The 26,060-nt window shown below is 51.4% G+C and carries 23 protein-coding genes; 16 read left to right on the top strand and 7 right to left on the bottom strand.

Going from position 1 to position 26,060, the window contains the following annotated elements:
* The first annotated feature begins 151 nt into the window (after positions 1-151).
* Positions 152-1,285: a methyl-accepting chemotaxis protein gene (locus tag AYJ59_RS13140; protein WP_127120202.1), complete on the top strand. Its 1,134-nt coding sequence runs from the start codon at positions 152-154 to the stop codon at positions 1,283-1,285.
* Positions 1,286-1,378: 93 nt separating this feature from the next.
* Here AYJ59_RS13140 and AYJ59_RS11990 read toward each other — a convergent pair whose 3' ends face one another.
* Together AYJ59_RS11990 and AYJ59_RS11985 are read right to left on the bottom strand one after the other, a co-directional pair.
* Positions 1,379-1,990, bottom strand: coding sequence for a superoxide dismutase (locus AYJ59_RS11990; protein ID WP_127120201.1), 612 nt, complete (start codon positions 1,988-1,990; stop codon positions 1,379-1,381).
* A 208-nt stretch (positions 1,991-2,198) separates the two neighbouring features.
* Positions 2,199-2,492: a YcgL domain-containing protein gene (locus AYJ59_RS11985; RefSeq protein ID WP_127120200.1), complete on the bottom strand. Its 294-nt coding sequence runs from the start codon at positions 2,490-2,492 to the stop codon at positions 2,199-2,201.
* Positions 2,493-2,923: 431 nt separating this feature from the next.
* Between AYJ59_RS11985 and AYJ59_RS11980 the strand changes: the two genes are divergently transcribed.
* The 3 genes from AYJ59_RS11980 (at position 2,924) to AYJ59_RS11970 (ending at position 6,255) form a co-directional block, all read left to right on the top strand.
* Positions 2,924-3,895, top strand: a complete 972-nt coding sequence (locus tag AYJ59_RS11980; protein ID WP_127120199.1) for an NAD(P)H-binding protein — start codon at positions 2,924-2,926, stop codon at positions 3,893-3,895.
* Positions 3,896-3,983: 88 nt separating this feature from the next.
* The gene (locus tag AYJ59_RS11975) at positions 3,984-5,237 is read left to right on the top strand and encodes a multifunctional CCA addition/repair protein (protein ID WP_127120198.1); all 1,254 of its coding nucleotides are present in this window, start codon (positions 3,984-3,986) and stop codon (positions 5,235-5,237) included.
* A 115-nt stretch (positions 5,238-5,352) separates the two neighbouring features.
* A complete protein-coding gene (locus AYJ59_RS11970; protein WP_127120197.1) occupies positions 5,353-6,255 on the top strand; it encodes a cation diffusion facilitator family transporter in 903 nt (300 codons plus the stop codon).
* Positions 6,256-6,309: 54 nt separating this feature from the next.
* Here AYJ59_RS11970 and AYJ59_RS11965 read toward each other — a convergent pair whose 3' ends face one another.
* Positions 6,310-6,867 (bottom strand): Tll0287-like domain-containing protein, encoded by a 558-nt coding sequence (locus tag AYJ59_RS11965; RefSeq protein WP_127120196.1) that lies wholly within the window; start codon positions 6,865-6,867, stop codon positions 6,310-6,312.
* A gap of 254 nt (positions 6,868-7,121) precedes the next feature.
* Between AYJ59_RS11965 and AYJ59_RS11960 the strand changes: the two genes are divergently transcribed.
* Complete coding sequence (locus AYJ59_RS11960) at positions 7,122-8,366, top strand: efflux RND transporter periplasmic adaptor subunit (RefSeq protein ID WP_127120195.1); 1,245 nt, start codon at positions 7,122-7,124, stop codon at positions 8,364-8,366.
* Complete coding sequence (locus tag AYJ59_RS11955) at positions 8,367-11,537, top strand: efflux RND transporter permease subunit (protein WP_127120194.1); 3,171 nt, start codon at positions 8,367-8,369, stop codon at positions 11,535-11,537.
* A 23-nt stretch (positions 11,538-11,560) separates the two neighbouring features.
* Here the strand turns inward: AYJ59_RS11955 and AYJ59_RS11950 are convergent, their stop codons facing one another.
* Positions 11,561-12,001 (bottom strand): rhodanese-like domain-containing protein, encoded by a 441-nt coding sequence (locus tag AYJ59_RS11950; RefSeq protein WP_127120193.1) that lies wholly within the window; start codon positions 11,999-12,001, stop codon positions 11,561-11,563.
* Positions 12,002-12,373: 372 nt separating this feature from the next.
* On the opposite strand from AYJ59_RS11950, the gene tkt reads away from it, so the two are divergent.
* From tkt to AYJ59_RS11920, 6 genes are all read left to right on the top strand, one after another.
* Positions 12,374-14,362, top strand: a complete 1,989-nt coding sequence (tkt, locus tag AYJ59_RS11945; RefSeq protein WP_127120192.1) for a transketolase — start codon at positions 12,374-12,376, stop codon at positions 14,360-14,362.
* 70 nt (positions 14,363-14,432) lie between these two features.
* Positions 14,433-15,434 (top strand): type I glyceraldehyde-3-phosphate dehydrogenase, encoded by a 1,002-nt coding sequence (gene gap / locus AYJ59_RS11940; protein WP_029939539.1) that lies wholly within the window; start codon positions 14,433-14,435, stop codon positions 15,432-15,434.
* A gap of 161 nt (positions 15,435-15,595) precedes the next feature.
* Positions 15,596-16,777 (top strand): phosphoglycerate kinase, encoded by a 1,182-nt coding sequence (locus AYJ59_RS11935; protein WP_029939540.1) that lies wholly within the window; start codon positions 15,596-15,598, stop codon positions 16,775-16,777.
* A 213-nt stretch (positions 16,778-16,990) separates the two neighbouring features.
* A complete protein-coding gene (gene pyk / locus AYJ59_RS11930) occupies positions 16,991-18,433 on the top strand; it encodes a pyruvate kinase (protein ID WP_029939541.1) in 1,443 nt (480 codons plus the stop codon).
* 112 nt (positions 18,434-18,545) lie between these two features.
* On the top strand, positions 18,546-19,610 hold the full coding sequence (gene fba, locus AYJ59_RS11925; RefSeq protein ID WP_127120191.1) for a class II fructose-bisphosphate aldolase: 1,065 nt from the start codon (positions 18,546-18,548) through the stop codon (positions 19,608-19,610).
* A gap of 84 nt (positions 19,611-19,694) precedes the next feature.
* Positions 19,695-19,925, top strand: coding sequence for a hypothetical protein (locus AYJ59_RS11920; protein ID WP_127120190.1), 231 nt, complete (start codon positions 19,695-19,697; stop codon positions 19,923-19,925).
* Here AYJ59_RS11920 and bioD read toward each other — a convergent pair.
* From bioD to AYJ59_RS11905, 3 genes are read right to left on the bottom strand one after another with little or no spacing between them, the layout of a single operon-like run.
* The gene (gene bioD / locus AYJ59_RS11915) at positions 19,922-20,614 is read right to left on the bottom strand and encodes a dethiobiotin synthase (protein ID WP_127120189.1); all 693 of its coding nucleotides are present in this window, start codon (positions 20,612-20,614) and stop codon (positions 19,922-19,924) included. The genes AYJ59_RS11920 and bioD overlap by 4 nt on opposite strands.
* A 16-nt stretch (positions 20,615-20,630) precedes the next feature.
* Positions 20,631-21,518, bottom strand: a complete 888-nt coding sequence (locus AYJ59_RS11910; RefSeq protein WP_127120188.1) for a phosphoribosylaminoimidazolesuccinocarboxamide synthase — start codon at positions 21,516-21,518, stop codon at positions 20,631-20,633.
* Between the two features lie 15 nt (positions 21,519-21,533).
* Entirely contained in the window at positions 21,534-21,956 is a 423-nt protein-coding gene (locus AYJ59_RS11905; protein ID WP_127120187.1) for a phosphate-starvation-inducible PsiE family protein, read from the bottom strand.
* Positions 21,957-22,216: 260 nt separating this feature from the next.
* Here AYJ59_RS11905 and rpe point away from each other — a divergent pair, with 260 nt between their 5' ends.
* The 4 genes from rpe to AYJ59_RS11885 all read left to right on the top strand — a co-directional run bounded on the left by rpe (position 22,217) and on the right by AYJ59_RS11885 (position 26,052).
* Positions 22,217-22,921, top strand: a complete 705-nt coding sequence (gene rpe / locus AYJ59_RS11900) for a ribulose-phosphate 3-epimerase (protein WP_029939547.1) — start codon at positions 22,217-22,219, stop codon at positions 22,919-22,921.
* A gap of 142 nt (positions 22,922-23,063) precedes the next feature.
* On the top strand, positions 23,064-23,747 hold the full coding sequence (locus AYJ59_RS11895) for a phosphoglycolate phosphatase (protein ID WP_029939548.1): 684 nt from the start codon (positions 23,064-23,066) through the stop codon (positions 23,745-23,747).
* Positions 23,748-23,929: 182 nt separating this feature from the next.
* Positions 23,930-25,435 (top strand): anthranilate synthase component I, encoded by a 1,506-nt coding sequence (gene trpE / locus AYJ59_RS11890; protein WP_127120186.1) that lies wholly within the window; start codon positions 23,930-23,932, stop codon positions 25,433-25,435.
* 20 nt (positions 25,436-25,455) lie between these two features.
* On the top strand, positions 25,456-26,052 hold the full coding sequence (locus AYJ59_RS11885; protein WP_127120185.1) for an anthranilate synthase component II: 597 nt from the start codon (positions 25,456-25,458) through the stop codon (positions 26,050-26,052).
* The last annotated feature ends 8 nt before the right edge of the window (positions 26,053-26,060 follow it).

Raw genomic sequence — 26,060 nt, 5'->3', positions numbered from 1 at the left:
ATCTGCCCCCCGGTTTTTTCGGCCTGACGCAGAATCCTGCCCCCGTGGTCAGGGTTTTAGGTAAACTACTTCCGGTACGGGAATTGCTAGTGATTTCTGCTTATCAATAGACGACTCAATAGAACATGTAATTCAGGAGGAATGCATTAGGATGTTCTTCAATAATAAATATAAAACGCTTTATCAAAAGCAAGAAGAGGAACTGAAGCGCTTAAAGAATGAAAACCTGGCGCTGACGGAACAATTGGAACAGTTGCACACATCATCGATTCAAGTCACCGACGCGCCCGCTTTTGATCCCGAACAAGCCCGCCAGCTGGATTTATGCAATAAAGTCTTTTATTCGATGCGGTTTTTTGCCGATTCCCTGCAAGGGTTTCAGGGCGGTTTGCTGCAGCAAGGTCAAGTGTTGATGGACGGACGTGACAGCATTAAAGCGTCCACCCAATTATCGGCGACGACGCGCGACCGGGTGGATAACATTCACTCCAAATCGACAAATCTGGCTGAGCTGATGTATCAGGCAGCGTCGGCGTCGGAAGAACTTGGCAACCGTGCGGTGGAGATTGATGGCATCATTTCGATGATTACCGAGATTTCCGAACAAACCAATCTGTTGGCGTTGAATGCGGCCATTGAAGCGGCGCGCGCGGGAGAAGCCGGGCGCGGGTTTGCGGTGGTGGCGGACGAGGTACGAAACCTGTCACAAAAGACCGCGACCGCCACGCGGGACATTTCACGTTTGGTGACGCTGATTCAGAAAGAAATCGGCCATTCCCGTGAGCAAATGAACGATGCTCGGGAAGAAATGACCCAACTGAATACCTTCAGTGAACAGTCGACCCAGGCTTTGTCCGAATTGATTGGCCGCAATGAAGACATGAGCGGGGTGATTGCTTCCAGTGCCTTGCGCAGCTTTACTAACAAGGTCAAGCTGGATCATTTGCTTTATAAAATGCGGGTGTATCAGTATTTGATGGGGTCATTGCCGGAAGAATCTCTGCAATTGACCGAGCACACTGATTGTGCCTTGGGGCAATGGTATTACGAGGGTGAAGGGGTTCAGTGTTACTCGCAACTGGATGGCTACGCGGATTTGGCGACACCGCATGAAGAGGTGCATCTGCAAGCTTGCTATGTGGTGGAAGCCTATCAAAATGGCGATTTCGAATTAATGGAATTGGCGTTGCAGAAAATGGAAGCGGCCAGTACCTTGGTGCAGGAGTGTTTGGAGCGAATGGTGACGGACGCAGAAAGTCGTCCGGATATTTTGTGTTTGCACTAATCAGCGCGATGCAGTCGTTTAGACAAATAAAAAACCCGCCGAAGCGGGTTTTTTTATGAGACCGTCAAAGGGCTAGCCGATGACGGATAGGCATTAGCCTTTTGCGGCGGTGTACAACTCGGAAACTTTATTCCAGTTCACCACATCCCACCAAGCTTGCATGTAAGCCGGACGCAGGTTTTGGTAACGCAGGTAGTAAGCGTGTTCCCAAACGTCCAAACCTAGGATTGGCGTACCTTTGACTTCGGCAACGTCCATCAACGGGTTGTCTTGGTTTGGTGTGGAAGAGATTTCCAATTTGCCGTCGGCGGACACCGTCAACCAAGCCCAACCGGAGCCGAAGCGCGTAGCACCGGCGGTGTTGAATTTTTCTTTCATGGCGTCCAAGCTACCGAAAGTGGCGTTGATGTCGTCGGCCAAAGCGCCGTTTGGCGCCCCCATGCTGTCGCCGGTCATTACTTCCCAGAAGAAAGAGTGGTTCCAGTGACCACCACCGTTGTTACGAACCGCAGGTGAAATCGAACCGGCATTGGCGATCAATTCGTCCAATGACTTGTCTTCGTTTTCGGTGCCGGCGATGGCGTTGTTCAGGTTGGTGATGTAAGTGTTATGGTGTTTGGTGTGGTGGATTTCCATGGTACGGGCATCGATGGAAACTTCCAAAGCGTCGTAATCATAAGGTAAATCTGGAAGAGTGAAAGCCATATTTGCATTCCTTTAAGTTTAATCGTTGAAACGGTTTGAAATTCGTACGTGATGTCGGTTCGCTCTGCGAAGAAATGTCGCGAGAGAAACCGAATAGGTTGTGTCGTTCTATTTTAACGAGAAAACCGGAATTATCAATACCCGACTGAAACAATCGGGTATTTAAACGGATGGTCGGGAATTGCGGGGTTGGTTGTCGTGAACCGGTTTAAAAAATATTGTCGAGATGCTCCGGCGGCGCGGGCATGTCACCCATCTTTTCCACTTCGGACGGTGGCATCTGCATGAAATAGCCTTTGCTTTCGATCGACAGGCGCACTTCTTCCGCATCCACTCGAGCCATTTTACGCTCGGCGGTCAGTTCAAAATCGATGACATGGGTGGGTTCGCCAAACATTACCAGCAATTCGTTCGGCAGTTTTTCCAGTCCGTCTTCTTTGGGGACGAACAGATAAAGTTCTTCTTTTTTCGGGCTTTTGAAAGCGGATAGGGTTAATGACATCGGCATGTCCTTTATTGAAAACGGGTGACTGTAAAATCGCGCTATTTTAACAAAATCTTCTTTTAAAGCGAGCTGGATTCTCAGGGAGCCTCTGGTTGAGTCCGTTTGGATTCTGGCAACGCCAACTTTTCGCCTTCAAGGCATTATTTTGAAGTGCCATCTGGATACCTCGAAAAATGATAACGCAGAAGTCGGAAATTTGGCTAAGCCCCTTCGGGCGAGGCTTAAAGCCCTCTTCTTCGTGGTTGTGCTCTTGGCCTTAGAATGACTAGGTTCGGCGAGCCACGCCTAGAATAAGCGGGCTTTAAGTCACGCAGAATTTCAAACGGACTCAATCAGAGGTTCCGTTGTTAAATTCTTGACCTCAAGGGGGAATTTCTTTATTCTTACCGGCTGTTTTCACTTCCGATCAATTAAAAATGGGAAAGGTTATGACGGGCAATAAAGTAGTTGTACTGGGCGGAACCGGTTTTGTCGGGCGTTCCGTTGTGAACGAATTATCAAAAAACGGCTATGAGATTTCCGTCGTGGTTCGACGTCCGGAGCGTTTCCGTGAGTTTTTGCTTTTTCCAAAGACCCGTTTGGTGCAACTGGACAGTTTGCTACAGACCGATGGTTTAAAAGCCATTCTGAAAGGGGCGGATATTGTGGTCAATCTGACCGCAGACATGACCGCTAAGACCGAGGCCGTGGTCGACAAGGAATTGGTTCAGGTCAATCAGCAAATCAAAAAAGCGGTTGAGTCCGCTGGCGTGAAGCGTGTGCTGTCGCTTTCCCAAATCGGCGCCGATGCAGGGAATGCCCGTCATGACTGGTTGTATAAGCTGGGTGAAGCGGATGCGATTATGCATACGATCGCATCGGCGAAAGTGACCATCTTGCGTGCCGGTCTATTGCTGGGCGACGGTGATGAAGTTACCAGCCGCTTCAAGGCGCAATTGGAATGGTTGCCGGTGTTGCCGGTCGCCAATGCCGGGCGTGCGGTGCAGCCGCTATCGGTCAAGGATTTTGCCAAGGCGTTGGTCATGTGTATTGATGATAAAGCCGCGTTCGGTGCGAAAATCGAATTGGTCGGTGAAGAGCGCATGACCCTGAAAGATTTGGCGGGTCTGGTGCGAGACATGATGATGAAAGAAGATGCCATTGTTTTGCCGATGTGTTCCTTGAATGCGCGTTTTATGAGCACCTTAGGGCCTTTGGCGCCTTTCCGTTCCGTGTCCAAGGTGCAGTTGCAGCTGATGCAGTCGGATTTAACGTCGGAAAACGATTTTGAAACGCGTTTCGGCTTCATGCCGACCAGTGTCGACCATACGCTGGCGCCTTATATCGCGCCGAGCAACTTGCGCGAGCGTTATCACTTTTATCGTCAGGAAGCGGGTCGAGACGCCGACGAATTGGTGTGATCCGGTTCTGAACCCTTTCAAGAAAAGCCGTCATTCGACGGCTTTTTTGTTTTATGATGAGTGCAGGATTGAATGTAATGAGGACACTATGGAAACCTATCTAGTCGGCGGAGCAGTGCGAGATGCGTTACTCGGTATTCCGGTCTATGACCACGATTGGGTGGTGGTGGGCGCGACGCCGTCGGCTATGCTGGCACAAGGTTTCGATCAGGTCGGCAAGGATTTTCCGGTGTTTCTGCATCCCAAAACCAAAGAAGAATATGCTCTGGCCCGAATGGAGCGCAAAGTGGGGCAGGGGTATCACGGTTTTGAGATGTCGTATGATCCGACGGTGACGCTGGATGAGGACTTGATCCGTCGAGATTTGACCATTAATGCGATGGCGCAGGATTCAGACGGGACGATTATCGATCCTTATGGCGGGCAGAAAGATTTAGAGGATAAGGTGTTGCGTCATGTGTCGGATGCCTTTGAAGAAGATCCATTACGGGTGTTGCGTGTGGCGCGTTTTGCCGCCAAATTGGCACCTTTCGATTTCACACTGGCGCCGGAAACCGCGGAGCTGATGCAACGCATGTCAGCGTCGGGTGAATTGTCGGCTTTGACGCCGGAACGGGTCTGGCAAGAAGTGGTCAAAGCCTTGAATACCGACACGCCGAGCGTGTTTTTTGAGACGCTGGAACTGGTCGATGCGCTGGCGGTTTTGTTTCCGGAGTTAAACGCCTTGCACGGCGTGACCCAGCCGGAAAAATATCACCCGGAAGGCGATGTGTGGATTCATACCATGATGGTGCTGGATGCCTCGGCTCAACTGTCGGACGACTTGTCGGTACGGCTCGGCGCCTTGTTGCACGATTTGGGCAAAGGCGTGACGCCGCCGGAGTTTTGGCCGAAACATCACGGCCATGAGCAGGCAGGCGTGCCGTTGGTAAAAGCCTTTTGCGAACGCTATCGTGTGCCGAAAAAACAGCAGCAGTTTGCGGAAAAAGTGACCGAGTTCCACGGCTTGATTCATAAAGGGCTGGACAGCGACGGCCGCCCGGCACTGAAGCCGAAAACGTATCTGAAAGCGTTGACCGCTTGCGGAGCGCTGAAGGATTTGGCGACCTTTGAAAAGCTGTTGACCGCTTGCGAAGCCGATGCCAAAGGACGCTTGGGATTTGAGCAGAAACCGTATCCTCAGAAACCATTTTGGTTGGCGTTGGCGCAGGCCGCCAACCGGGTCGACAATCAAGCCATACTCGCGACTGGCGTGCAAGGTGCCGACATCGGCCGGGCGATTGATGCGGAAAGACACCACTTAATTCAGGATTTTATTTCTGGGCAAGATGCGGTAAGCTGATTCCTGTCTGAATTGATAATCATTTTTATTGTTCGTTTTGACTGGTTTTTACTGTTTAGGTTGAATTGTTTCAAAACCACCAGGCCTGGTGGTTTTTCGATATGAGGATGACTTCTTGAGTGCATTGAGACTCACACGTTACGCGACCTATGTGTCGGTTTTCGTGGCGTTGGTATTGCTGGTGACAAAAGCGTTTGCCTGGTGGGAAACTCGTTCCGTCGGTGTTTTGGCGTCCATGCTGGATTCGGCCGTGGATGTGGTGGCCTCGATGATGATTTTATTCGCGGTGCACGTCGCGCAAATGCCGGCCGACAACGAACACCGGCTCGGGCACGGTAAGGCGGAACCCTTGGCGTCTCTGGCGCAAAGTGTGTTCATTGCCGGTTCGGCCTTGTACCTGGTGTTGCACGCGTTGGACCGGTTGTTTTTTCCGGAAGCGGTGCGCGAGGCCGATTTGGGGGTTTGGGTGATGTTGTTTTCCATGGCGCTCACGTTGGCGTTGGTGATGTTTCAGCGTTATGTGATTCGCAAAACCCACTCCACCGCCATTGAATCCGATTCGCTGCATTATCTGTCCGATTTGGGGGCCAATTTCGCCGTAATGGTGGGCTTGTTGCTGTCGGCCTGGCTGTGGGTGGATGCGACGTTAGGGTTGCTGATCGGGCTTTGGATCGGTTGGCAAGCGGTGAAGCTGGCGGTGGCGTCGGGTAATCAGTTGTTGGACCGCGAGTTGCCGGACAGCATGCGCGACGAAATTCGCGATATTGTGTTGAGCCATCCGCAGGTACGCGGGTTTAATGATTTACGGACTTTCCGTTCCGGGCCGACGGTGTTTATTCAGTTGGATTTGGAGCTGGATGACCATCTTTCGTTATGGATGGGGCATCAAATCGCCGAAGAGGTGACGGAAAAGCTACGCCGCAATTTCGATAATGCCGATGTGATGATTCATCAGGAGCCGGTCAGCTTCCGAAACAAGCCGGGGCATCATCAATGGGAAGTGGAGTCGAAATCGTAAAAAACGGGGTTGAAAGTGAAAACCGACCAGGCCTGGCCGGTTTTGCAATGCCGGTTACAGTGCTTTGGTGAAGCTGAAAGCACCGCGGATTTGGCCTTTTGAGTAGCCGACCGCTTGATCGTCCGGATAGTATTCGCTGATGGCTTTTTTGACGGCCGGTTGTACGTCCGTGCCGTGGCAGTTCAAACAGACCGCCGCCGTCGGGATGGCTTTCATGTAACGGTATTGTTTTTCACCGTTCATGATGATGACTTGTGAAAATTCCATTTCTTTAATCGGCTTCCCTTCCGCTAGTTGGGTGTCAAAACGTTCCAGAACAGTTTTTTCCCAAGCGTCCGGTTTGGCGTTCACGGCACGTGGCTTCAAGCTGACACGGTTGATTTTCCAGCCGCTTTTCTGAGTTAGGTCATGTGCGATTTGTGGCGCTTTGGTGTGGCAGACGTCAATCGAGTTCACCGGGCCGCCTTCTTTCATGCTTTTCATCAGGGCCGGTTTCAACTGGCTCATGTAATCCTTGACCAGGCCGCGCGCTTCGGCTTCGCTAGGCTGGTTGGCTTGAGCGGTCAAAGCCACTCCCGTGAGCAATGCAATGCTGAGTACTGACTTTTTCATACCTATCTCTCCTATAAAAAATAAGGTTATTGAAAATAATAATCTCTTAATAAATTCTATTTATATATAGAGTGGGTGCAAGCCCTGGCGTCGCGATTTTTTGAATGACCAGTGATTAGTATTTTTTATTGAGACGATGTCGCATGGGTTACGTATTTCAAAATGGATACATTATAATCTGGACTCTTGTTTGCTTAAGAAATCCGGCAAGCCCTGTGTGGTGGGCGTGAATGTCGAGGATGAAAGAGGACTTCATGGCGGTATTACAGAAACTGAAAACAATGCGAAAAGGGTTGGTGCCGTTATTGATTGTGCTGGGCGCAATCGCCTTATTTGCGATTTTAAAAATGACCAAGCCGGCCCAACCGCCGGTGCAGGTGCAGCAGAAAGTCTGGCCGGTGACGGCGATGACGGTGCAGGCCGAGACGCTGGCGCCGGTGATTTCGTTGTACGGTACCGTGGAATCCAATGCGTTGGTGACGGCGGCGGCACCGGTGGCCGGTGTGGTTGCCAGCTTGCCGGTGAAAGAGGGGCAGGCGTTTCAAAAAGGTGACCCCTTGGTGGCGTTGGCGCAAGCCGATATTGAATTGCCGTATCAAATTGCTAAGGCGGATGTGGCGGATACCGAAGCCGAATTGCGCATTCAGGGGTTGTTGTATGAAGCGAATCGCAAGCGGTTGGATAAGGAAAAGCGCGTTTTGAAAATCAAACAAGATGATGTGAAGCGCAACGGGCAACTGATTAAAAAAGATTTGGTGTCCAAATCGACATTGGATGCTTCCAAAGAGGCGATGGTGCGACAGGAATACACCGTTGTGGGGGCGCAATTGGCGGTGGAAGAAAATAAAGCCAAAGTGGCACAGTTGGAAGCGCGCTTGGAAAAGGCCAAGGCCAATTTGGCGCAGGCCGAAATCAACCGTGAGCGCGGTAACGTTATTGCGCCTTACGATGGCCGGATAGCGAAAGTCTCGGTGGCGGAAGGCGACCGAGTCGCGGCCAATGCCGCAATGGTCTCTTTCTACGGTTTGGATTCACTGGAATTGCGGGCCAAGATTCCGGGGTTCCAGTTGGATAAAGTCTACGATGCCATCGAAGACGGCATTACGTTGGCAGCGGAGCTGAAACTCAATGGCCATGCTTATAAACTGCCATTGAAGCGTCTGGCGGGAGAAGCGACGCCAAGCGGGTTGGATGCCTTCTTTGCGGTACCGGCCACGGCCAAAACCGCCAGGCCTGGTGATTTGTGGCAAGTGAATCTGTACGGTCAGCCGGTGCCGAATGTGATGGCGGTGCCTTATTCTGCGTTGTACGGTGCCGACCGTGTCTACACCGTCGTTGACGGGCAGTTGAAAAGCGTGACGATTCAAAACGTCGGCGAAGTCATGGTGGACGGTCAGGTTTGGGCGATGGTGCGCGGCGATTTGCCGGATGGTGCTCAGGTCGCCACCACGCATTTACCGAATGCCATCAATGGCCTGAAAGTATCGGTGGTGGAATAGATGTCTCACATTGTTCGTCCGGACCAGCACCCGCAAGATTACGAGGGATATCATCCCGAAAAAACGTCGTTTAAATCTCATGGTTTCATCGGGCTTTTCGCCCGCCATAAAGTGGCCCCCAATCTGATGATGATGGTCATGATTCTGTTGGGCTTGGTGGCACTGATGAAGCTCAATGTGCAATTTTTCCCGAATTTCGAACTCGATTATGCCACGGTCAAGGTGGTTTGGCCGGGCGCGAATGCCGAGGATGTGGAAACTTCCATTACCGACCCGATCGAGCGCGTCATTCGCAATATCGACAACTTGGATGAAATGACGTCCACCTCGGCGCTGGGGATTTCGTCGATTACGTTGAAGTTCAAGGAAGGCACCAATATGATCGAGGCGGTCGATCAGGTGAAGCAGAAGATCGATGAATTGCGTAATCTGCCGCAGGACTCCGAAACCCCGATGATTAGTCGGGTGATTCGTTATGAAATGGTGGCGCGTTTGTTGTTGATCAGCGATAACGGCGATTTGAAAGAATTGCGTCACTTGGCACGGCAGTTTGAGCGTCAGTTGCTGGATCAAGGCATTGATAAGGTCGATTACGTCGGCATGCCGGAAGAGGAAATGGCGGTGGAAGTGCCGCAACAGGCGTTGGAGAATTACGGTCTGACGTTGCAGGATGTGTCGAATCAGTTGGCGGGCATGAGTCGCGATTTTCCGGCCGGTTCGGTGGGGGACGACGACAGTGTGCGCGATTTGCGGGCCATCAAACAGGGACGCAATGAAGTGGACTTCGAACGGTTGCCGTTGGTGGTGTCCGATACCCAGAATGTGCTGTTGGGCGACATCGCCAATATCGAGCGCCGTCCGAAAAAGAATGCGTCCATCATTATGGTGGAGGGGCATCCGGCGATTGAGATGAAACTGCAACGCGCCGAATCCGGCGATACGCTGAAATCATCGAAAATCATGCAGGACTGGCTGGCGAAAACCGAGCCGACCTTGCCGAGCGGCATTCAGTTGAAAGTTTACGATGAAATATGGGCGCTGGTGAACGAGCGGATCATGCTGTTGTTGAACAACGGTGTGGGCGGTTTGATTCTGGTAATCCTGATTCTGTATTTGTTTATGAACGGCCGGGTCGCCTTCTGGGTGGCGGTCGGGATTCCGATTTCCTTTATGGCGACGCTGATGATCATGTATCTGCTGGGCGGCAGCATCAACATGATCAGTCTGTTCGCGTTGATTATGGCCTTGGGGATTATTGTCGATGATGCCATTGTGGTCGGTGAAGACGCGCTGGCCCATTATGAAATGGGCGAGCCGGCGCTGGAAGCGGCTGAAGGCGGCGCGCATCGGATGCTGGCGCCGGTGACGGCGTCGTCCATCACCACGGTGGCGGCGTTTGTGCCTTTGATGTTGATCGGGGCGGAAATCGGGAACATTCTGTTTGCGATTCCGCTGGTCATTATCGCGGTGATTATGGCGTCTTTGCTGGAGAGTTTCGCGGTGTTGCCGGGGCATTTGCGCCATGCATTCAAAAACATCAAACCGCCGGAAGAAGGGTCGGTTCGTTATCGGCTGGACAACGCCATCGATCATTTCCGGGAAGTGCAGTTCCGTCGTTTGACGCGTTGGGTATTGTCGCACCGTGCCATTACCTTGGCGTCGACATTGGCGTTGATGATTTTTGCCATCGGTCTTTTGGCCGGAGGGCGAATTGCCTTTGTGTTTTTCCCGTCGCCGGAATCGACCCGTTTGCTGGCGGATGTGCGTTTTGTCGCGGGCACGCCGCCGGAAGTGACGACGCGTTACGTTGATCAGCTTTATCAAGCCTTGCTGGAAACCGAAAAAACCTTGGAGCCGGGCATTGTCAAAACGGCGGTGGTGCATCATAACGAAACCAATAACGGCGAGACTGGAGCCAACTTCGGGGGCATTAATATCGAGCTGGTGGAATCCGACCAACGTGAAACCCGAAATGCCGAGTTCATCCAGATGTGGCATGAAAAAGCCGGAAAAGTCCCAGGCCTGGACGTTTTGTCGATTGAAGCGCCACGTAACGGACCGCCTGGCAGCGACATCGATATTCGTTTGTGGGGCGCGGAGCCGGGCGTGTTGAAACAGGCGTCTCTGGATTTACAGCAGGTGTTGTCGCAAATTCCCGGTGTATCGGGGGTGAAGGACGATTTGCCGTACGGGCGGGATCAGCTGGTGTATGAATTGACGCCGCAAGGTCAGGCGTTGGGCTTTACCTATGCCTCGCTTGGGCAGCAACTTGCGGATGCGTTTTCCGGGCGGTTGGCGCAAATTTTCACCGATGGCGAAGATGAAGTGGAGGTGCGGGTGCAGTATCCGCGCGACGAACAGGCCAAACTGGCCACGCTCGGCAGCATGCAGGTGATGACGCCGGACGGGCAAAGTGTGCCGCTGAGTTCGGTGGCGAAATGGAAAAACCAGCAAGGCTTTGATGCCGTGCGTCATGTGGACGGCCGTTTGACCATTACCGTCAAGGCGGAAGTGGATAAGAGCGTCAATAACGCCAATCGTATTTTAGCCCAGCTTCAGGAAACGACCTTGAAGGCGTTGGTGGCGCAATACGGATTGAGTTATTCACTGGAAGGTCAGAGCGCCAATCAGGCGGAAACCATCGGCGATATGAAAATCGGGCTGCTGATCGGCTTGGCGACCATTTACATTGTGCTGGCCTGGGTGTTTGCGTCCTATGGCTGGCCGTTGGTGGTGATGATGGCGATTCCGTTCGGCTTGATCGGGGCGATTATGGGGCATTGGGTGCTGGGCATCGATATGACAATTCTGTCGTTGTTCGGTTTCTTCGGTTTGTCCGGCATCGTGGTCAACGATTCTATTATCTTGGTGAGTTTCTACAAACGGCTTCGTGAAGAGGGGATGGCGATTAATCAGGCGTTGGAGGAAGCGGTGGTGCAACGGGTGCGCGCGGTATTCTTAACCTCTTTGACCACCATTGCCGGTTTGACGCCGTTGCTGTTTGAAACCTCCTTGCAGGCGCAATTCCTGATTCCGATGGCAGCGTCCATTGCCTTCGGGTTGATGTTCTCGACCTTATTGATTCTGTTGGTGATTCCGGCGACCTTGTCGCTGTATGAAAATTTCCACGACCGGTTACAGGCCAGGAAGCAGGCCGCTGAAGCGGCCTAAATAATCTTATTCTAAGGTCAGGGTTACTCGCCTTGGAACCCAGGGTTCCAAGGGTGGTCGCAACGGATCAGGCCGTCTTCGATCGGCGGGGTTTCAATCGGGCCGCCGAAGGCTTTCCAGGCATTGAACCCGCCGGCGAGATTAATCACATTCGTATAGCCCATCTGCTTCATGGTGTAAGCGGCCAGTGCGCCGCGTCCACCGGCCTGGCAGAAAATGATCCAAGGCTGGTTCAGATCCGACAGTTCGGATTCGTGCCCTTCAAAGCACATGTCGCATTTGGGTTCCAGAATGCCTCTGGGGATATGAAGTGACATGGGGATGGTGCCGTCGAGGTATTCCGCCGCTTCGCGGACATCGAGGGTTTTGTAACCTTGCGCCTGGTAGTCTTCAACCTGGTCGCAAGTGATTTCATCAATATTGGCTTTGGCCGTTTTTACGAGGTCTTTCAGTCTAAGTGGCATAGCGAACTCCTTGTCTGGAAAGGGAAAACGTCAAGCCATTCCGATTCTAGCATAGATTTTGAGGAATTTATTTCATCCTGCCGTTGCCTTTCATAAAACCTTCAAATAATGCGTGAAAATGAAAAGCATCATATACCCCGAGCGGCTTGAACCGCTGTTTTCGATTTGATTTTCATCAGGATAATCGCGAAAAAATCCAATTTTTCCCAGTGGTTATTTCACGATAGAAAGATAAGAAAACTTGATGATTTTGTCATTTTGAGAGAAAATGTTCGTCCAATTTTGCACTTGTCGCTTTCAAAATGGGTCAAAAAGGCCAAAAAATTAAAGTGGATAAGACACCGAATTTTTATAACTTGAGGGAAGTTGCCAATGTCAACTCGTAGAGAACTAGCCAATGCGATCCGTGTGTTGAGCATGGATGCCGTCCAAAAAGCCAAGTCTGGTCACCCAGGCGCGCCGATGGGGATGGCTGATATCGCCGAAGTCCTGTGGAATGACCACATGAAATTCAACCCGACTAATGCAAACTGGGCCGATCGCGATCGTTTTGTTTTGTCGAACGGTCACGGCTCCATGCTGATTTATTCGTTGTTGCATTTGACTGGGTTCGACCTAGGAATGGAAGACATCAAGCAGTTCCGTCAATTGCATGCGAAAACCGCAGGTCACCCGGAATACGGTTATGCCGACGGTATCGAAACCACGACCGGGCCGTTGGGGCAAGGGATCACCAACGCGGTTGGTATGGCGATTGCCGAGCGTACTTTGGCGGCGCAATTCAACAAACAAAACCACGACATCGTTAACCACTACACGTATGTCTTCATGGGTGACGGTTGTTTGATGGAAGGCCTGTCTCATGAATCAGCGGCTATGGCTGGGACTTTGGGTCTCGGTAAGCTGGTTGCTTTCTGGGATGACAACGATATTTCCATCGACGGTCACATCTCCGACTGGATGGAACGTGACGTTGCCGGACGTTTCGAATCGTATGACTGGCACGTCATTCGCGACGTTGACGGTCATGATGCCGACGCGATTGATAAAGCGATCCGTGAAGCCAAGTCCGTTAACGACAAGCCTTCTTTGATTTGTACACGTACGACAATCGGTTTCGGTTCTCCGAACCTGTGCGGTACCCACGATTGTCACGGCGCTCCATTGGGTGACGAAGAAATCAAATTGACGCGTGAAAACCTGGGCTGGGAATACGAGCCGTTTGTGATTCCGGAAGAAGTTTACGAAGGTTGGGATCATAAAGAGCAAGGTGCGAAAGACGAAGCCGAGTGGAACGCTAAGTTTGAAGCTTACCGCGCTGAATACCCAGAGTTGGCGGCGGAATTCGAACGTCGTATGGCGGGTGAATTGCCGGCGAACTTTGAAATGGAAATGGATAAGTTCATCGCAAAAACACAAGACGAAATGCCAAATATCGCCTCTCGTAAAGCGTCTCAAAACGCAATCGAAGCCATGGGGCCATTGTTGCCGGAAATGTTCGGCGGGTCGGCTGACTTGACCGGGTCTAACCTGACCAACTGGTCCGGTACGGTGAAAGTGAATCATGCGAATCCAAACGGTAACTACCTGTCTTGGGGTGTGCGTGAATTCGGTATGGCACACATGATGAACGGGATGGTTCTGCACGGCGGCTTCAAAGTCTACGGCGGTACTTTCTTCATGTTCATGGAATTCATGCGTAATGCTTTGCGTATGTCCGCCTTGATGAAAATCGGTACGATTTATGTCTTCACGCACGATTCCATCGGTTTGGGTGAAGATGGTCCGACACACCAACCGGTCGAGCAAATGGCGACCATGCGTGTGATTCCAAACTTCCAAACTTGGCGTGCGTGCGACGCGGTTGAGTCTGCGGTTGCGTGGAAACTGGCGGTTATGCGCGGTGACGCGCCGACAGCTTTGGTCTTCTCTCGTCAAAACTTGACGCCGATGGAACGTACGGCCGAGCAAGTGAAGAACATCGAGAAGGGTGGTTACATCCTGAAAGATTGTGACGGTACGCCGGACATCATCTTCATCGCGACCGGTTCTGAAGTTGGTTTGGCGGTTGAGTCCGCTGAAGCGATGGACGCGAAAGTCCGTGTGGTTTCCATGCCGTCTACCGATGCCTTTGACGAGCAGGATCAAGCCTACCGTGATTCCGTGTTGATCCCAGGCGTTAAGCGTGTTGCGATCGAAGCCGGTGTGGCCGAGTCTTGGTACAAGTATGTTGGCTTGGACGGTGATTGCGTTTGCATGAAGTCCTTCGGTGAGTCTGCACCAGCCGGTGAATTGTTCAAAGAGTTCGGCTTCACTGTTGAGAACGTGGTGGCGACGGCGAACAAGGTACTTGGTAAATAACCCATTTCATTTTTTACCAGGCCTGGCCGGTTTACCGGTTGGGTCTGGCGTATTTTAGGAGTAAATAAGAATGACAGTTAAAGTTGGTATTAACGGTTTTGGCCGTATCGGTCGTATGGCGTTTCGTGCGGCTGCAAAAGACTTCAAAAACATTGAAGTAGTTGCCATCAACGATTTGTTGGACCCTGAATATTTGGCATACATGCTGAAGTACGATTCCGTACACGGTCGTTTCGACGGTGACGTCGAAGTGAAAGACGGTAACTTGGTTGTGAACGGTAAAACCATCCGCATCACCGCTGAACGTAACCCGGCTGACCTTAAGTGGGACGAAGTGGGTGCCGACCTGGTCATCGAATGTACTGGTTTCTTCCTGACCGAAGAAACGTGTCAAGCGCACATCGACGCCGGTGCGAAGAAAGTGGTTCAGTCTGCGCCTTCTAAAGATCACACGCCAATGTTCGTTTACGGTGTTAACCACAACGAATACGCGGGTCAAGCGATTGTTTCTGCCGCTTCTTGTACCACAAACGGTTTGGCGCCGGTTGCAAAAGTATTGAACGACAACTTCGGTATCAAACGTGGTTTGATGTCGACTGTTCACGCGGCGACCGCCACTCAGAAAACCGTTGACGGTCCTTCCATGAAAGACTGGCGCGGTGGTCGCGGTATCCTTGAGAACATCATCCCATCTTCAACCGGTGCGGCGAAAGCGGTTGGTAAAGTATTGCCGGCGTTGAACGGCAAGTTGACGGGTATGGCTTTCCGTGTACCGACATCTGACGTTTCCGTTGTTGACTTGACGGTTGAGTTGGAAAAAGAAGCGTCTTACGACGACATCTGTGCGGCGATGAAAAAAGCGTCTGAAGGTGAGTTGGCAGGCGTTCTGGGTTACACCGAAGAAGCGAATGTTTCGACTGACTTCCGTGGTGACTCTCACCCATCCATCTTCGACGCGAAAGCCGGTATCGCTTTGGATCCGACCTTCGTTAAGATCGTTGCTTGGTATGATAACGAGTATGGTTACACTTGTAACATGATGCGCGTTGTTGAGCACGTTGGAACGCACTAAGCGTTTCCGGTGATCGCAAAGGCCGGGTTGTTTGATCCGGTCTTTGATTGATTTTTCTTGTCGGTATTGGCTCAGTGCCGAAAAGAAAAATGAATTTTTAACAATCGAATGCGCTTTTCCATTGTGAAAAGTGTTTTTAAACTTTAAAAAAAGGACTGAGTATGTCTGTAATTAAAATGTCTGACTTGGACTTGGCTGGAAAGCGAGTATTGATCCGTGAAGATTTGAACGTTCCGGTTAAGGATGGGAAAGTGACCTCCGATGCACGTATCCGTGCCTCTTTGCCAACCATTAAAATGGCGGCTGAAGCCGGTGCGAAAGTCATGTTGATGTCTCACTTGGGGCGTCCGACCGAAGGTGAGTACGCGGAAGAATTTTCGTTGGCGCCGGTCGCGGCCGACTTGTCTGCAAAGCTAGGCAAAGAAGTGCGTTTGGTTAAAGACTACCTGGACGGTGGTTTCGACATTGCGGAAGGCGAAGTCGTATTGTTGGAAAACGTGCGTTTCAATGTCGGAGAAAAGAAAAACGACGAAGCGTTGTCTCAAAAATACGCGGCTTTGTGTGACGTTTACGTCATGGATGCTTTCGGTACGGCTCACCGTGCGCAAGCGTCTACACACGGTGCGGGCGCTTTCGCCGGTACCGCATGTGCTGGTCCTTTGTTGGCGGCCGAATTGGACGCTCTTGGTAAGGCTTTGAATAACCCGGCGCGTCCGATGGTGGCGATTGTGGGTGGTTCCAAAGTATCCACTAAGTTGACGGTGTTGGAATCTTTGTCTGAAAAAGTCGACCAATTGGTAGTGGGTGGCGGTATTGCCAATACCTTCATCGAAGCGGCTGGCTACAATGTTGGTAAGTCTTTGTCTGAAAGCGACTTGGTCCCGACCTGTAAAAAATTGAACGAAATCATGGAAGGGCGTGGCGCGGCCATTCCTTTGGCTTCTGACGTGGTTTGCGGGAAAGAATTCTCCGAATCGGCTGCGGCCGAAACCAAAGCGGTTGCGGATGTCGCCGACGATGACATGATTTTCGATATCGGTCCGGATTCAGCGGCTGAATTGGCGAACATCATCAAAAACGCCGGAACGGTTGTTTGGAACGGCCCGGTTGGTGTCTTTGAATTCGATCAGTTCGGTGAAGGCACCAAAGCGATTTCCATGGCGATTGCCGAATCGTCAGCGTTCTCCATCGCGGGTGGTGGTGATACCTTGGCGGCGATCGACAAGTATGACATCGCGGATAAAGTCTCTTATATCTCAACCGGCGGCGGTGCTTTCCTAGAGTTCTTGGAAGGCAAAAAACTACCGGCTGTTGAAATGTTGGAAAAAGCGGCGCAAAAATAAGCCGAAAATCTTTTAGGCCAAGCAAAGCCGCTTGGCCTTTTTATGTTACTTAACTATTAACCATTCATTGACGTTTCGTAATTGAAAGGTGAGAGGATGCCTCGGTAAATGAATTTCGATTCGGGAACGATTCCCGATCAGGGAAGTTTATTTCGCGAGTCATCTTGCTTTCTGTCGAACCGCAATGAGACCGTTTGAGGGATGAAAAAGTTTATGGCATCGAGTTTAAGAAGAACAAAAATCGTTGCGACCTTAGGGCCGGCTACGGATCGTGAAGGCGAACTGGAGCGTATGATCCAGTGCGGCGTGGATGTTGTGCGCATCAATATGTCGCACGGCAACGCCGAAGATCACATTCAGCGCGCTAAAAAAGTCCGCGAATTGTCCGCCAAAATGGACCGAGAAGTTGGTGTTTTGGTGGATTTGCAAGGGCCGAAGATTCGTATTGCACGTTTCTCCGAAGGCAGTATTTACCTGGAGCCGGGCGACAAGTTTGCATTGGATAATGATGTGGACCCAATGGCCGGTAACCAGAAAGAAGTCGGCTTGACATACAAAAGCCTGCCATACGACGTCAAAGCCGGCGACCGCTTATTGCTGGACGACGGACGTGTGGTGCTGGACGTGGAAAGCGTCGAAGGCGAACGTGTTAATTGTGTTGTTGTTGTGGGCGGTAAGCTGTCGAACAACAAAGGCATTAATCTATTGGGCGGTGGTTTGTCTGCGTCGGCCCTGACCGAAAAAGATAAAGAAGATATTTTGACGGCCGCTGAAATCCAATGTGATTATTTGGCACTGTCCTTCCCGAGAAGTGCTGAAGATGTCGAGTATTGCCGTTCCCTGGCGGAAAAAGCCGGTTTAGTGTGCAGTATTGTCTCGAAAGTCGAGCGCGCCGAAGCCGTCAATGACGACTTCACCTTGGACAGCATCATTCTGGCTTCCGACGTCATCATGATCGCTCGTGGCGACTTGGGTGTCGAAGTCGGTGACGCTCAATTGCCGGCTCTGCAGAAGAAAATGATCAAGCGCGCGCGTCAGTTGAACCGTATTACCATCACCGCGACGCAGATGATGGAAACCATGATCGAAAACGCGATTCCGACGCGTGCGGAAGTCTTCGACGTCGCGAACGCGGTCATGGACGGAACCGATGCGGTGATGTTGTCGGGTGAGACGGCGACAGGGCATTCGCCAAGTCTGGTCATCAAAACCATGTCGGACATCGCGCATGAAGCCGAGAAATCACGCAGTGCGCGTGAGTCAACGCACCGTATCGATGAATCCTTTACGGCGATTGACGAGACCATCGCCATGGCGGCGATGTATGCGGCGAACCATTTCGGCGTGAAGTGCATCGCGGCCTTGACCGAATCCGGTAATACACCGTTGCTGATGTCTCGCATTAGTTCCGGGATTCCGATCATTGCCTTGACGCCGCACTTGGAAACACGCCGTAAAGTGACGCTTTACCGCGGCGTTTACCCGACCAGTGTCGATTACAGCGACTTGTCGGATGATGAAGTCAAAAACGAAATTTTGGATGAGTTGAAGCAGAAAGGTGTGGCGAAAACGGGTGACTTGATTATCGTGACCCGTGGTCAATCCCGTGGATTGATGGGCGGCACCAACCAGATGGAAATCGTTAAAATTCCATAAGATAAAACAATAGAAAACGTTAAAAACCAAAACTTTATTAAGCTTTTTAAAGAAAAGAAAGCTTGTTAGAATACATCGATTGATTTTTTAAACTAATAGAGGAGTCTCGCACATGGCGATGATTACACTTCGTGAACTAATGGACTACGCGGCAGAAAACAACTTCGGTATGCCGGCGTTTAACGTAAACAACATGGAACAAGTACGTGCAATCATGCGTGCGGCGGATAAATGTAACTCGCCAGTTATCCTGCAGGGTTCTGCGGGTGCGCGTAAGTATGCCGGTGAGCCAATGTTGCGCCACCTAATCGAAGGTGCGGTTGAAATGTTCCCGCATATTCCGGTTGTTATGCACCAGGATCACGGTTCTGATGAAGGTGTTTGTTTGCGCGCGATTCAGTCTGGCTTCACTTCCGTTATGATGGACGGTTCTTTGATGTCTGACATGAAGACTCCAGCGTCTTATGAATATAACCGTGACATCACGGCGGCCGTTGTTAAAATGGCACACGCAGGTGGTGTTACCGTTGAGGGTGAGCTAGGGTGTCTAGGGTCTCTTGAAACCGGTATGATGGGTGAAGAAGACGGTCACGGTTCCGATGAGAAGCTTGACGCAGACGCTTTGTTGACCGATCCGGAAGAAGCGGCACAGTTCGTTAAAGAAACCAATGTTGACTGTTTGGCCGTTGCTGTTGGTACGTCTCACGGTGCTTACAAGTTTACGTCTAAGCCTTCCGATGACGTGCTACGTATCGACCGTATCAAAGAAATTCACGAGCGTATCCCTGACACGCATATCGTTATGCACGGTTCTTCTTCTGTACCGGAAGAGTGGTTGGAAATCATCAACAACTACGGTGGTGACATGGGCCAAACTTACGGTGTACCAGTGGATGCAATCGTTGAAGGCATCAAATACGGTGTGCGTAAAGTAAACATCGATACGGATTTGCGTATGGCTTCTACCGGTGCGGTACGTCGTCACCTGGAAGAAAACAAATCAAACTTCGACCCTCGTAAGTTCTTGAAAGCGGCTGAAGATGCCATGATGGGTATCTGTGAAGCGCGTTTCGAAGCGTTCGGTTGTGCCGGTCACGCCGATAAGATCAAGTCTCTTGGTCTGGAAGAAATGCAAGCTCGCTATGCAAGCGGTTCTTTGGATCAGCGCGTTAAGTAATCGACGCTCTGGATTCAAATCCGAGAAAGCCCGGCCTTGGTCGGGCTTTTTTTATGTCGGTTAAAAAGTGAAAGGAGGTCAGCCATGTGTATCGGAATTGGGTTGGCATTAGCGTTTTTGCTGTGGTTCTACAGTGATGCGCTGTTATCGGAATACGGTTTGACGGAACAGATTGGTGCGACGTCTATTGTCGTGGCCGATCATTGGGGAATCGTTTGGGCACTGTGGCCGCTGGCGTTGCTGTTTATGGTGCTCGGTGGGGTAATGGTCTTGCTGTTCTTGAAGGTTCGAAGAAGGTTGGTAGAAGGACGTTAAAGCTGTCCTTGGTAGCCATGATAAGGTGTGTGGACGCATGGATAAGGAACCAGCGATTGCAGGTCGGTGAAGTTTTCCGGGTCGGCGTTGTCTGATAAGTCGTTGAGTACAATTAAGGCAATCGGCTGTTTGGCTGCCTCCAAGGCTCGGATTGTCAGTAGGGCGTGATTCAGGCAGCCAAGCTTATTGCCAACGACGAGAACAACCGGTAACCCTAGGCGTTGAATCAAATCCAGATTGTCAGCGTCGGGCGTGAGCGGTGAATAAAGCCCTCCTGCACCCTCCACCAGTCGAAACCGGTCTTGTGGTGCCTGGCAAGCTTCGACCAGCTCGTTTAGCCGAATATCAGCACCCGCTTGCGCAATGGCGCGAGCCGGTGAAATCGGGGGTTCAAAACGATAAGGGCAAACTGTTTCCAAGTCGTCGGGGGTTTGGCTGGCACTGTGCACCGAGTCGGCGTCTTCCGATAGCAGGCGACCGTCCGGTTGCGGAAGGCAGCCGGACGCAATCGGCTTTCTGGGCGAAATGACCAGGCCTGGTCGTTTTTGCAATAGGTATTCGGCGATGCGGCAGGTGGAGTAAGACTTACCGATTTCCGTGTCGGTACCGGTGATGAAGAAACCGTTCGGCGTGGCCGAGTCGGTTGCATTCAAAAAGGTATCGACAGTGGGAAGCAGTTCGTCGAACATAAATGAGCCTTTGCGGTTAGGAGTTTTCCATCAGGCGTGCCTGAGCTTCTTGGTATTTTTCCAGGGTCATGTCGACGACTTCTTGTGGTAACTCCGGGCCTGGTGCGGCTTTGTTCCAATCCAGGGATTCCAAGTAATCGCGAATGTATTGCTTATCGAAGCTGTCCGGATTTTTGCTGACTTGATAGGTTTTGGCCGGCCAGAAACGTGAGCTGTCCGGCGTCAGGGCTTCGTCGATCAAATGAATGATGCCGTTTTCGTCTTCCCCGAACTCGAATTTGGTGTCGGCGATGATGATGCCGCGCTCTAAAGCGAATTCCGCCGCCATTTGATACAGCGCCAAACTGTACTGTTTGACTTGGCGGGCTTTGTCTTCTCCGATCAGTTTCACCACTTCTTCGTAAGAGATGTTTTCATCGTGTTCACCGATTTCCGCTTTAGTGGACGGCGTGAACAGCGGTTCCGGTAATTGTTCGGCTTTTTTTAAACCGGCCGGTAATTCGATGCCGCAAACGGTTTGATTTTTCTTGTATTCCTTCCAGCCGGAGCCGACCAAGTAACCGCGCACAATGGCTTCCACCGGTAGAGGTTTCAATTTACGCACCACCATGCCGCGGCCGTCCAGTTGTTTCAGTTCCTCGGGTGTGAGGATGTCGGCCAATTGAACGTCGTCCGCCATTTGGTTCGGCAGAATGTCGGTGGCCTTGTTCATCCAGAACTGAGCGGTTTCCGTCAGGATTCGGCCTTTTCCTGGAATCGGCGTTGGCAGCACCACGTCGAAAGCGGAAATGCGGTCGGTGGTGACGATCAGCAGGTGACGGTCGTCCACGTCGTAGAGGTCACGAACTTTCCCTTTGTTGATTAGGGGCAGGCTGGTCAGGTTTGACTCGTAAAGTGGTTGCATAAGCGTTCTTCCAGTTTATTTTTTCAAATTCTCTTCCAACTGCTGTCGGTCGGTGTACGGCAGTTTCAAGTGGCCGTAGCGGATGATGATGACGGCAAAGGCGATCATTAGCATGGTCGCGGCCACGGCAATCATCTGCCACTCGGTGAGGTTTTTCATGTCCAGAATCAGGTAACGCGCCAGGGCGATGATGGCGATGTACATCGGAAACCGAATCGGCAGTTTGCCGGAGTCCAGATAAATGGCGACCATCGCCAGTACTTCCAGATAAAGGAAAAGCAACAGCAAATCGCCCAGGGTGACCTTCATGTTCTGCACCATGACGATCACTTCCTGAATGCCGGCGATGATGGTGGCCAGCGCAATGATAATCAGCCCGATGACTTCGGTGATGCGAATGCTGCGTTTTAGTGATTTTAAAGCCGGGAAGTGATCCATGACATCTCCTCGTGACGCATGTGGTTGTGTCGTGGTTATCCGTTAAGGGATAACCGTTGTCTTTTGTGGGTGATTTTATCCCAAATCAACGGAATTATCAGAGAGTTTTGCATGGCGGTTTTTTGGCTGTCAAGCGGTTCGACATTTTTCGTAAAATCAAACGATTGGCCAGGCCTGGTAAGATAATGTTTTCTTTTTTAAAATCGGCGAGTCTGGTAAAATGCCCGCAATTTCAATTTCATTCTCAAAAGGATTACGACATGGCTAAGAAAGAAAACTGGATTGCGCCATCGATTTTGTCGGCTGATTTTGCCCAACTTGGAACGGACGTTAAAGACGTTATTGCCTCCGGTGCGGATGTGGTGCACTTCGATGTAATGGATAACCATTATGTGCCAAACCTGACCATTGGGCCGCTGGTGTGCGAGTCTTTGAAAAAATTCATGGACAACGAAGGCGTGAAAGCGCCGATCGACGTGCACTTGATGGTGAAGCCGGTGGATCGCATTATTCCAGATTTTGCCAGCGCCGGTGCGGATTACATCACCTTCCACCCGGAAGCGTCCGAGCACATCGACCGCTCTTTGCAGTTGATTAAAGGGGAAGGCTGTAAAGCCGGTTTGGTTTTTAACCCGGCCACGTCTTTGAGCTACTTGGAGCACGTCATGGACAAAATCGATATGATTTTGATCATGTCGGTGAACCCTGGCTTCGGCGGGCAAGCGTTTATTCCGGAGGCGTTGGAAAAATTGAAAGCCGCACGCAAACTGATCGACGAGTCCGGTCGTGATATCCGTTTGGAAATCGACGGTGGTGTAAAAGTGGAAAACATCGCGGAAGTCGCGGCGGCCGGTTGTGATACCTTCGTATCCGGCTCCGGCATTTTCGGCAAAGCCAACGCTGGCGATGCCAACCGTTATGACACGGTCATCCAACAGATGCGTGATGAATTGGCTAAAGCGTAATTTATTAGCCCAACATCACGGATAGCGCGGTACGGAACGCCAGCCCTGTCTGGCGTTTTGTCGTTTTAAGCGCCCCTTATTTTTCGGGATGCGTGAAACCGTGCTGTAAAACAATAACAATTCGAATTATTTGGAAACCTCAATGAGCCAACAGAAAATTAAACCGGGCTTCATCCTGATCGATTTGGATGGGACTTTGATTGACAGTGTGCCGGATCTGGCCTACTGCGTAGATGAAATGATGAAACAACTGGACATGCCTGTTCGCGGTGAAGACGCGGTGCGTGACTGGGTTGGAAATGGCGTGCAGCGTTTGACCGAACGCGCGCTGATTAACTCGGTGGACGGCATGCCGGAACCGGAATTGATGGAAAAAGCCTATCCGATTTTCCTGGATTTGTATAAAGACAACACTTCCAAGCGCAGTTGTGTGTATGAAGGCGTTGTGGAAGGCATCGAGTGGATGAAAGCACAAGGTTATCGTGTGGCCTGTGTGACCAACAAGGCTGAAGCTTTTACGGTTCCGCTATTGAAAGACAAAGGCCTTTACGATTACTTTGAAGTCGTGGTGTCAGGTGATACCTGTGAAGAGAAAAAACCGCATCCGATGCCGTTGCTGCACGCCGCGGAGCAATTGGGTGTGGCACCGGAAAACGCCTTGATGATCGGTGATTCCAAGTCCGACGTGAAAGCGGCACGCGCCGCTGGTTTTCACATTTTCTGCATGACTTACGGTTATAATCATGGGGAAGATATTCGAAACTACGAGCCGGATGCGGTGATGGATTCCTTTATGGAATTGCCGAACTATCTGGAAGCCAAATAATCTGAACCGACACGCGTTTGAAACGATGAAGCACCGACTGCTTGAACTGTATCGCTACCTGAAAGCCTTTTTCCTGGTGTTGACCAAGCCGTTCTGGTGCTCGTTTTCCGGATTGTATCGAACCTATTTATTTAAAAAGCTCGAAAGAGCCGAACGTTCAAATCAAAAAGAGTCAGCTATCAATGAGTGATGCCCACTTCCGCAACTTATCTCAGCAGGGCTATAAAACCGCACCGGTGATGCGGACGATCTTATCCGATTACGACACACCCTTGAGTGTCTATCATAAGGTTGCCGCTCAGCCCCAAACCTACCTTCTGGAATCGGTGCAGGGCGGAGATAAGTGGGGCCGCTACTCGATTATCGGGCTGCCGTGCCGCAAGCGATTAGAAGTCAGTGGTCATCAAATCACCCTGTTCGATGGCGATGATGCGGTTGAGCAGCAGGTGTCCGATGATCCGCTGGCGTGGATTGAAGCCTATCAAGCCCGTTATCAGGTGTTCCCGCAGGCCGGTTTGCCGGCGTTCACCGGTGGCTTGGTCGGGTATTTCGGCTACGATACGGTGCGTTATGTCGAAGAGCGTTTGCGTGACAGCGAACCGGCGCAGGATGACATTCAGGCACCGGATATTCAATTGTTGGTGTCCGAAGAAATCGTGGTGTTCGATAACCTCAGCGGTCAGGTGCATGTCATTGTGCATGCCGATTTGTCGCAGGACAACGCCTATTCCCAAGCGGAAGCTCGCATCGAAGAAATCGTCGCCATGATCAACCAGCCGATGCCGGTGCCGAACGACGTGCCGCGCGATTTCATTCCGGAAGAAGCCGACTTCCAATCCAGCTTCGGCGAAGGGCCTTTCAAAGACGCCGTGGCGAAAATCAAAGAGTACATTTTATCCGGCGACGCCATGCAGATTGTCATTTCACAGCAGATGTCGATTGATTATGGCGCCGCACCGATTGATTTGTACCGCGCCTTGCGTTATCTGAATCCGTCGCCGTATATGTTCTTTTTGGATTTCGGTGATCTGCAAGTGGTCGGTTCGTCGCCGGAAATTCTGGTACGCTTGGAAGACAACACCGTCACGGTGCGGCCGATTGCCGGTACGCGCCGTCGTGGTGTGACGCCGGAAAAAGACAAAGAATTGGAAATCGATTTGCTGTCCGACCCGAAAGAGGTGGCCGAACATTTGATGCTGATCGATTTGGGTCGTAACGATGTCGGACGGATTTCCGATATCGGTTCGGTGGAATTGACCGAAAAAATGGTGGTGGAACGCTATTCGCACGTCATGCACATCGTCTCCAATGTCAACGGTCGCGCCAAAGCGGGGATGACGCCCATCGACGTGTTGCGCGCTACCTTCCCGGCGGGCACCGTGTCCGGCGCGCCGAAAATTCGCGCCATGGAAATCATCGATGAGTTGGAACCGGTCAAGCGCGGCATTTATGCCGGTGCGGTCGGTTACCTGGGCTGGCACGGCAATATGGACACCGCCATCGCAATTCGTACGGCGGTGATTAAAGATCAACGTCTGTTCGTGCAGGCTGGTGCCGGTATCGTCGCCGATTCGGTGCCGCAATCCGAATGGGACGAAACCATGAATAAAGGCCGCGCCATCTTTAAGGCGGTGGAATTCGTTTCCAAAGGGCTGAAAACCGACAATCCCGATGTCGGACATCGATAGTGTCGAAGGCAGAATAAATTATGTTGTTGATGATTGATAATTACGATTCGTTTACCTATAACCTGGTGCAATACTTCGGTGAACTCGGCCAGCATGTCGATGTGCATCGCAACGACCAGATCAATTTGGAAACGATCGAGACATTGCACCCGGATTATCTGGTGATTTCTCCAGGCCCGTGTACACCGAACGAAGCCGGTATTTCGGTGGAAGCAATTAAACACTTCGCCGGTAAGGTGCCGATTTTAGGCGTTTGCCTCGGGCACCAAAGTATCGGTCAGGCCTTTGGCGGGAACATCGTTCGCGCTAAGGAAGTCATGCACGGCAAGACCTCGCCGGTGTACCATCACAATATCGGCGTGTTCAATGGGTTACCGAATCCGGTGGAAACCACGCGTTACCATTCGCTGGTGATTGATCAAGCCACCTTGCCGGATTGTCTGGAAATCACCGCCTGGACTCAGGACGAACAAGGCCAGATGGATGAAATCATGGGCGTGCGTCACAGGACGTTACCGATTGAAGGGGTACAGTTTCATCCGGAATCGATTTTGACGGAGCAGGGTCATGCGATGTTGAAAAATTTTCTCGAACAAAAGGATCAGAAGTCGGCCTGAAAACCAGG

The sequence above is a fragment of the Thiomicrospira sp. S5 genome (genome assembly GCF_003991075.1).
Lineage (GTDB): Bacteria > Pseudomonadota > Gammaproteobacteria > Thiomicrospirales > Thiomicrospiraceae > Hydrogenovibrio > Hydrogenovibrio thermophilus.
Note: the sequence above shows the minus strand (reverse complement) of the source record. Positions and strands in the feature narration are given on the sequence as shown.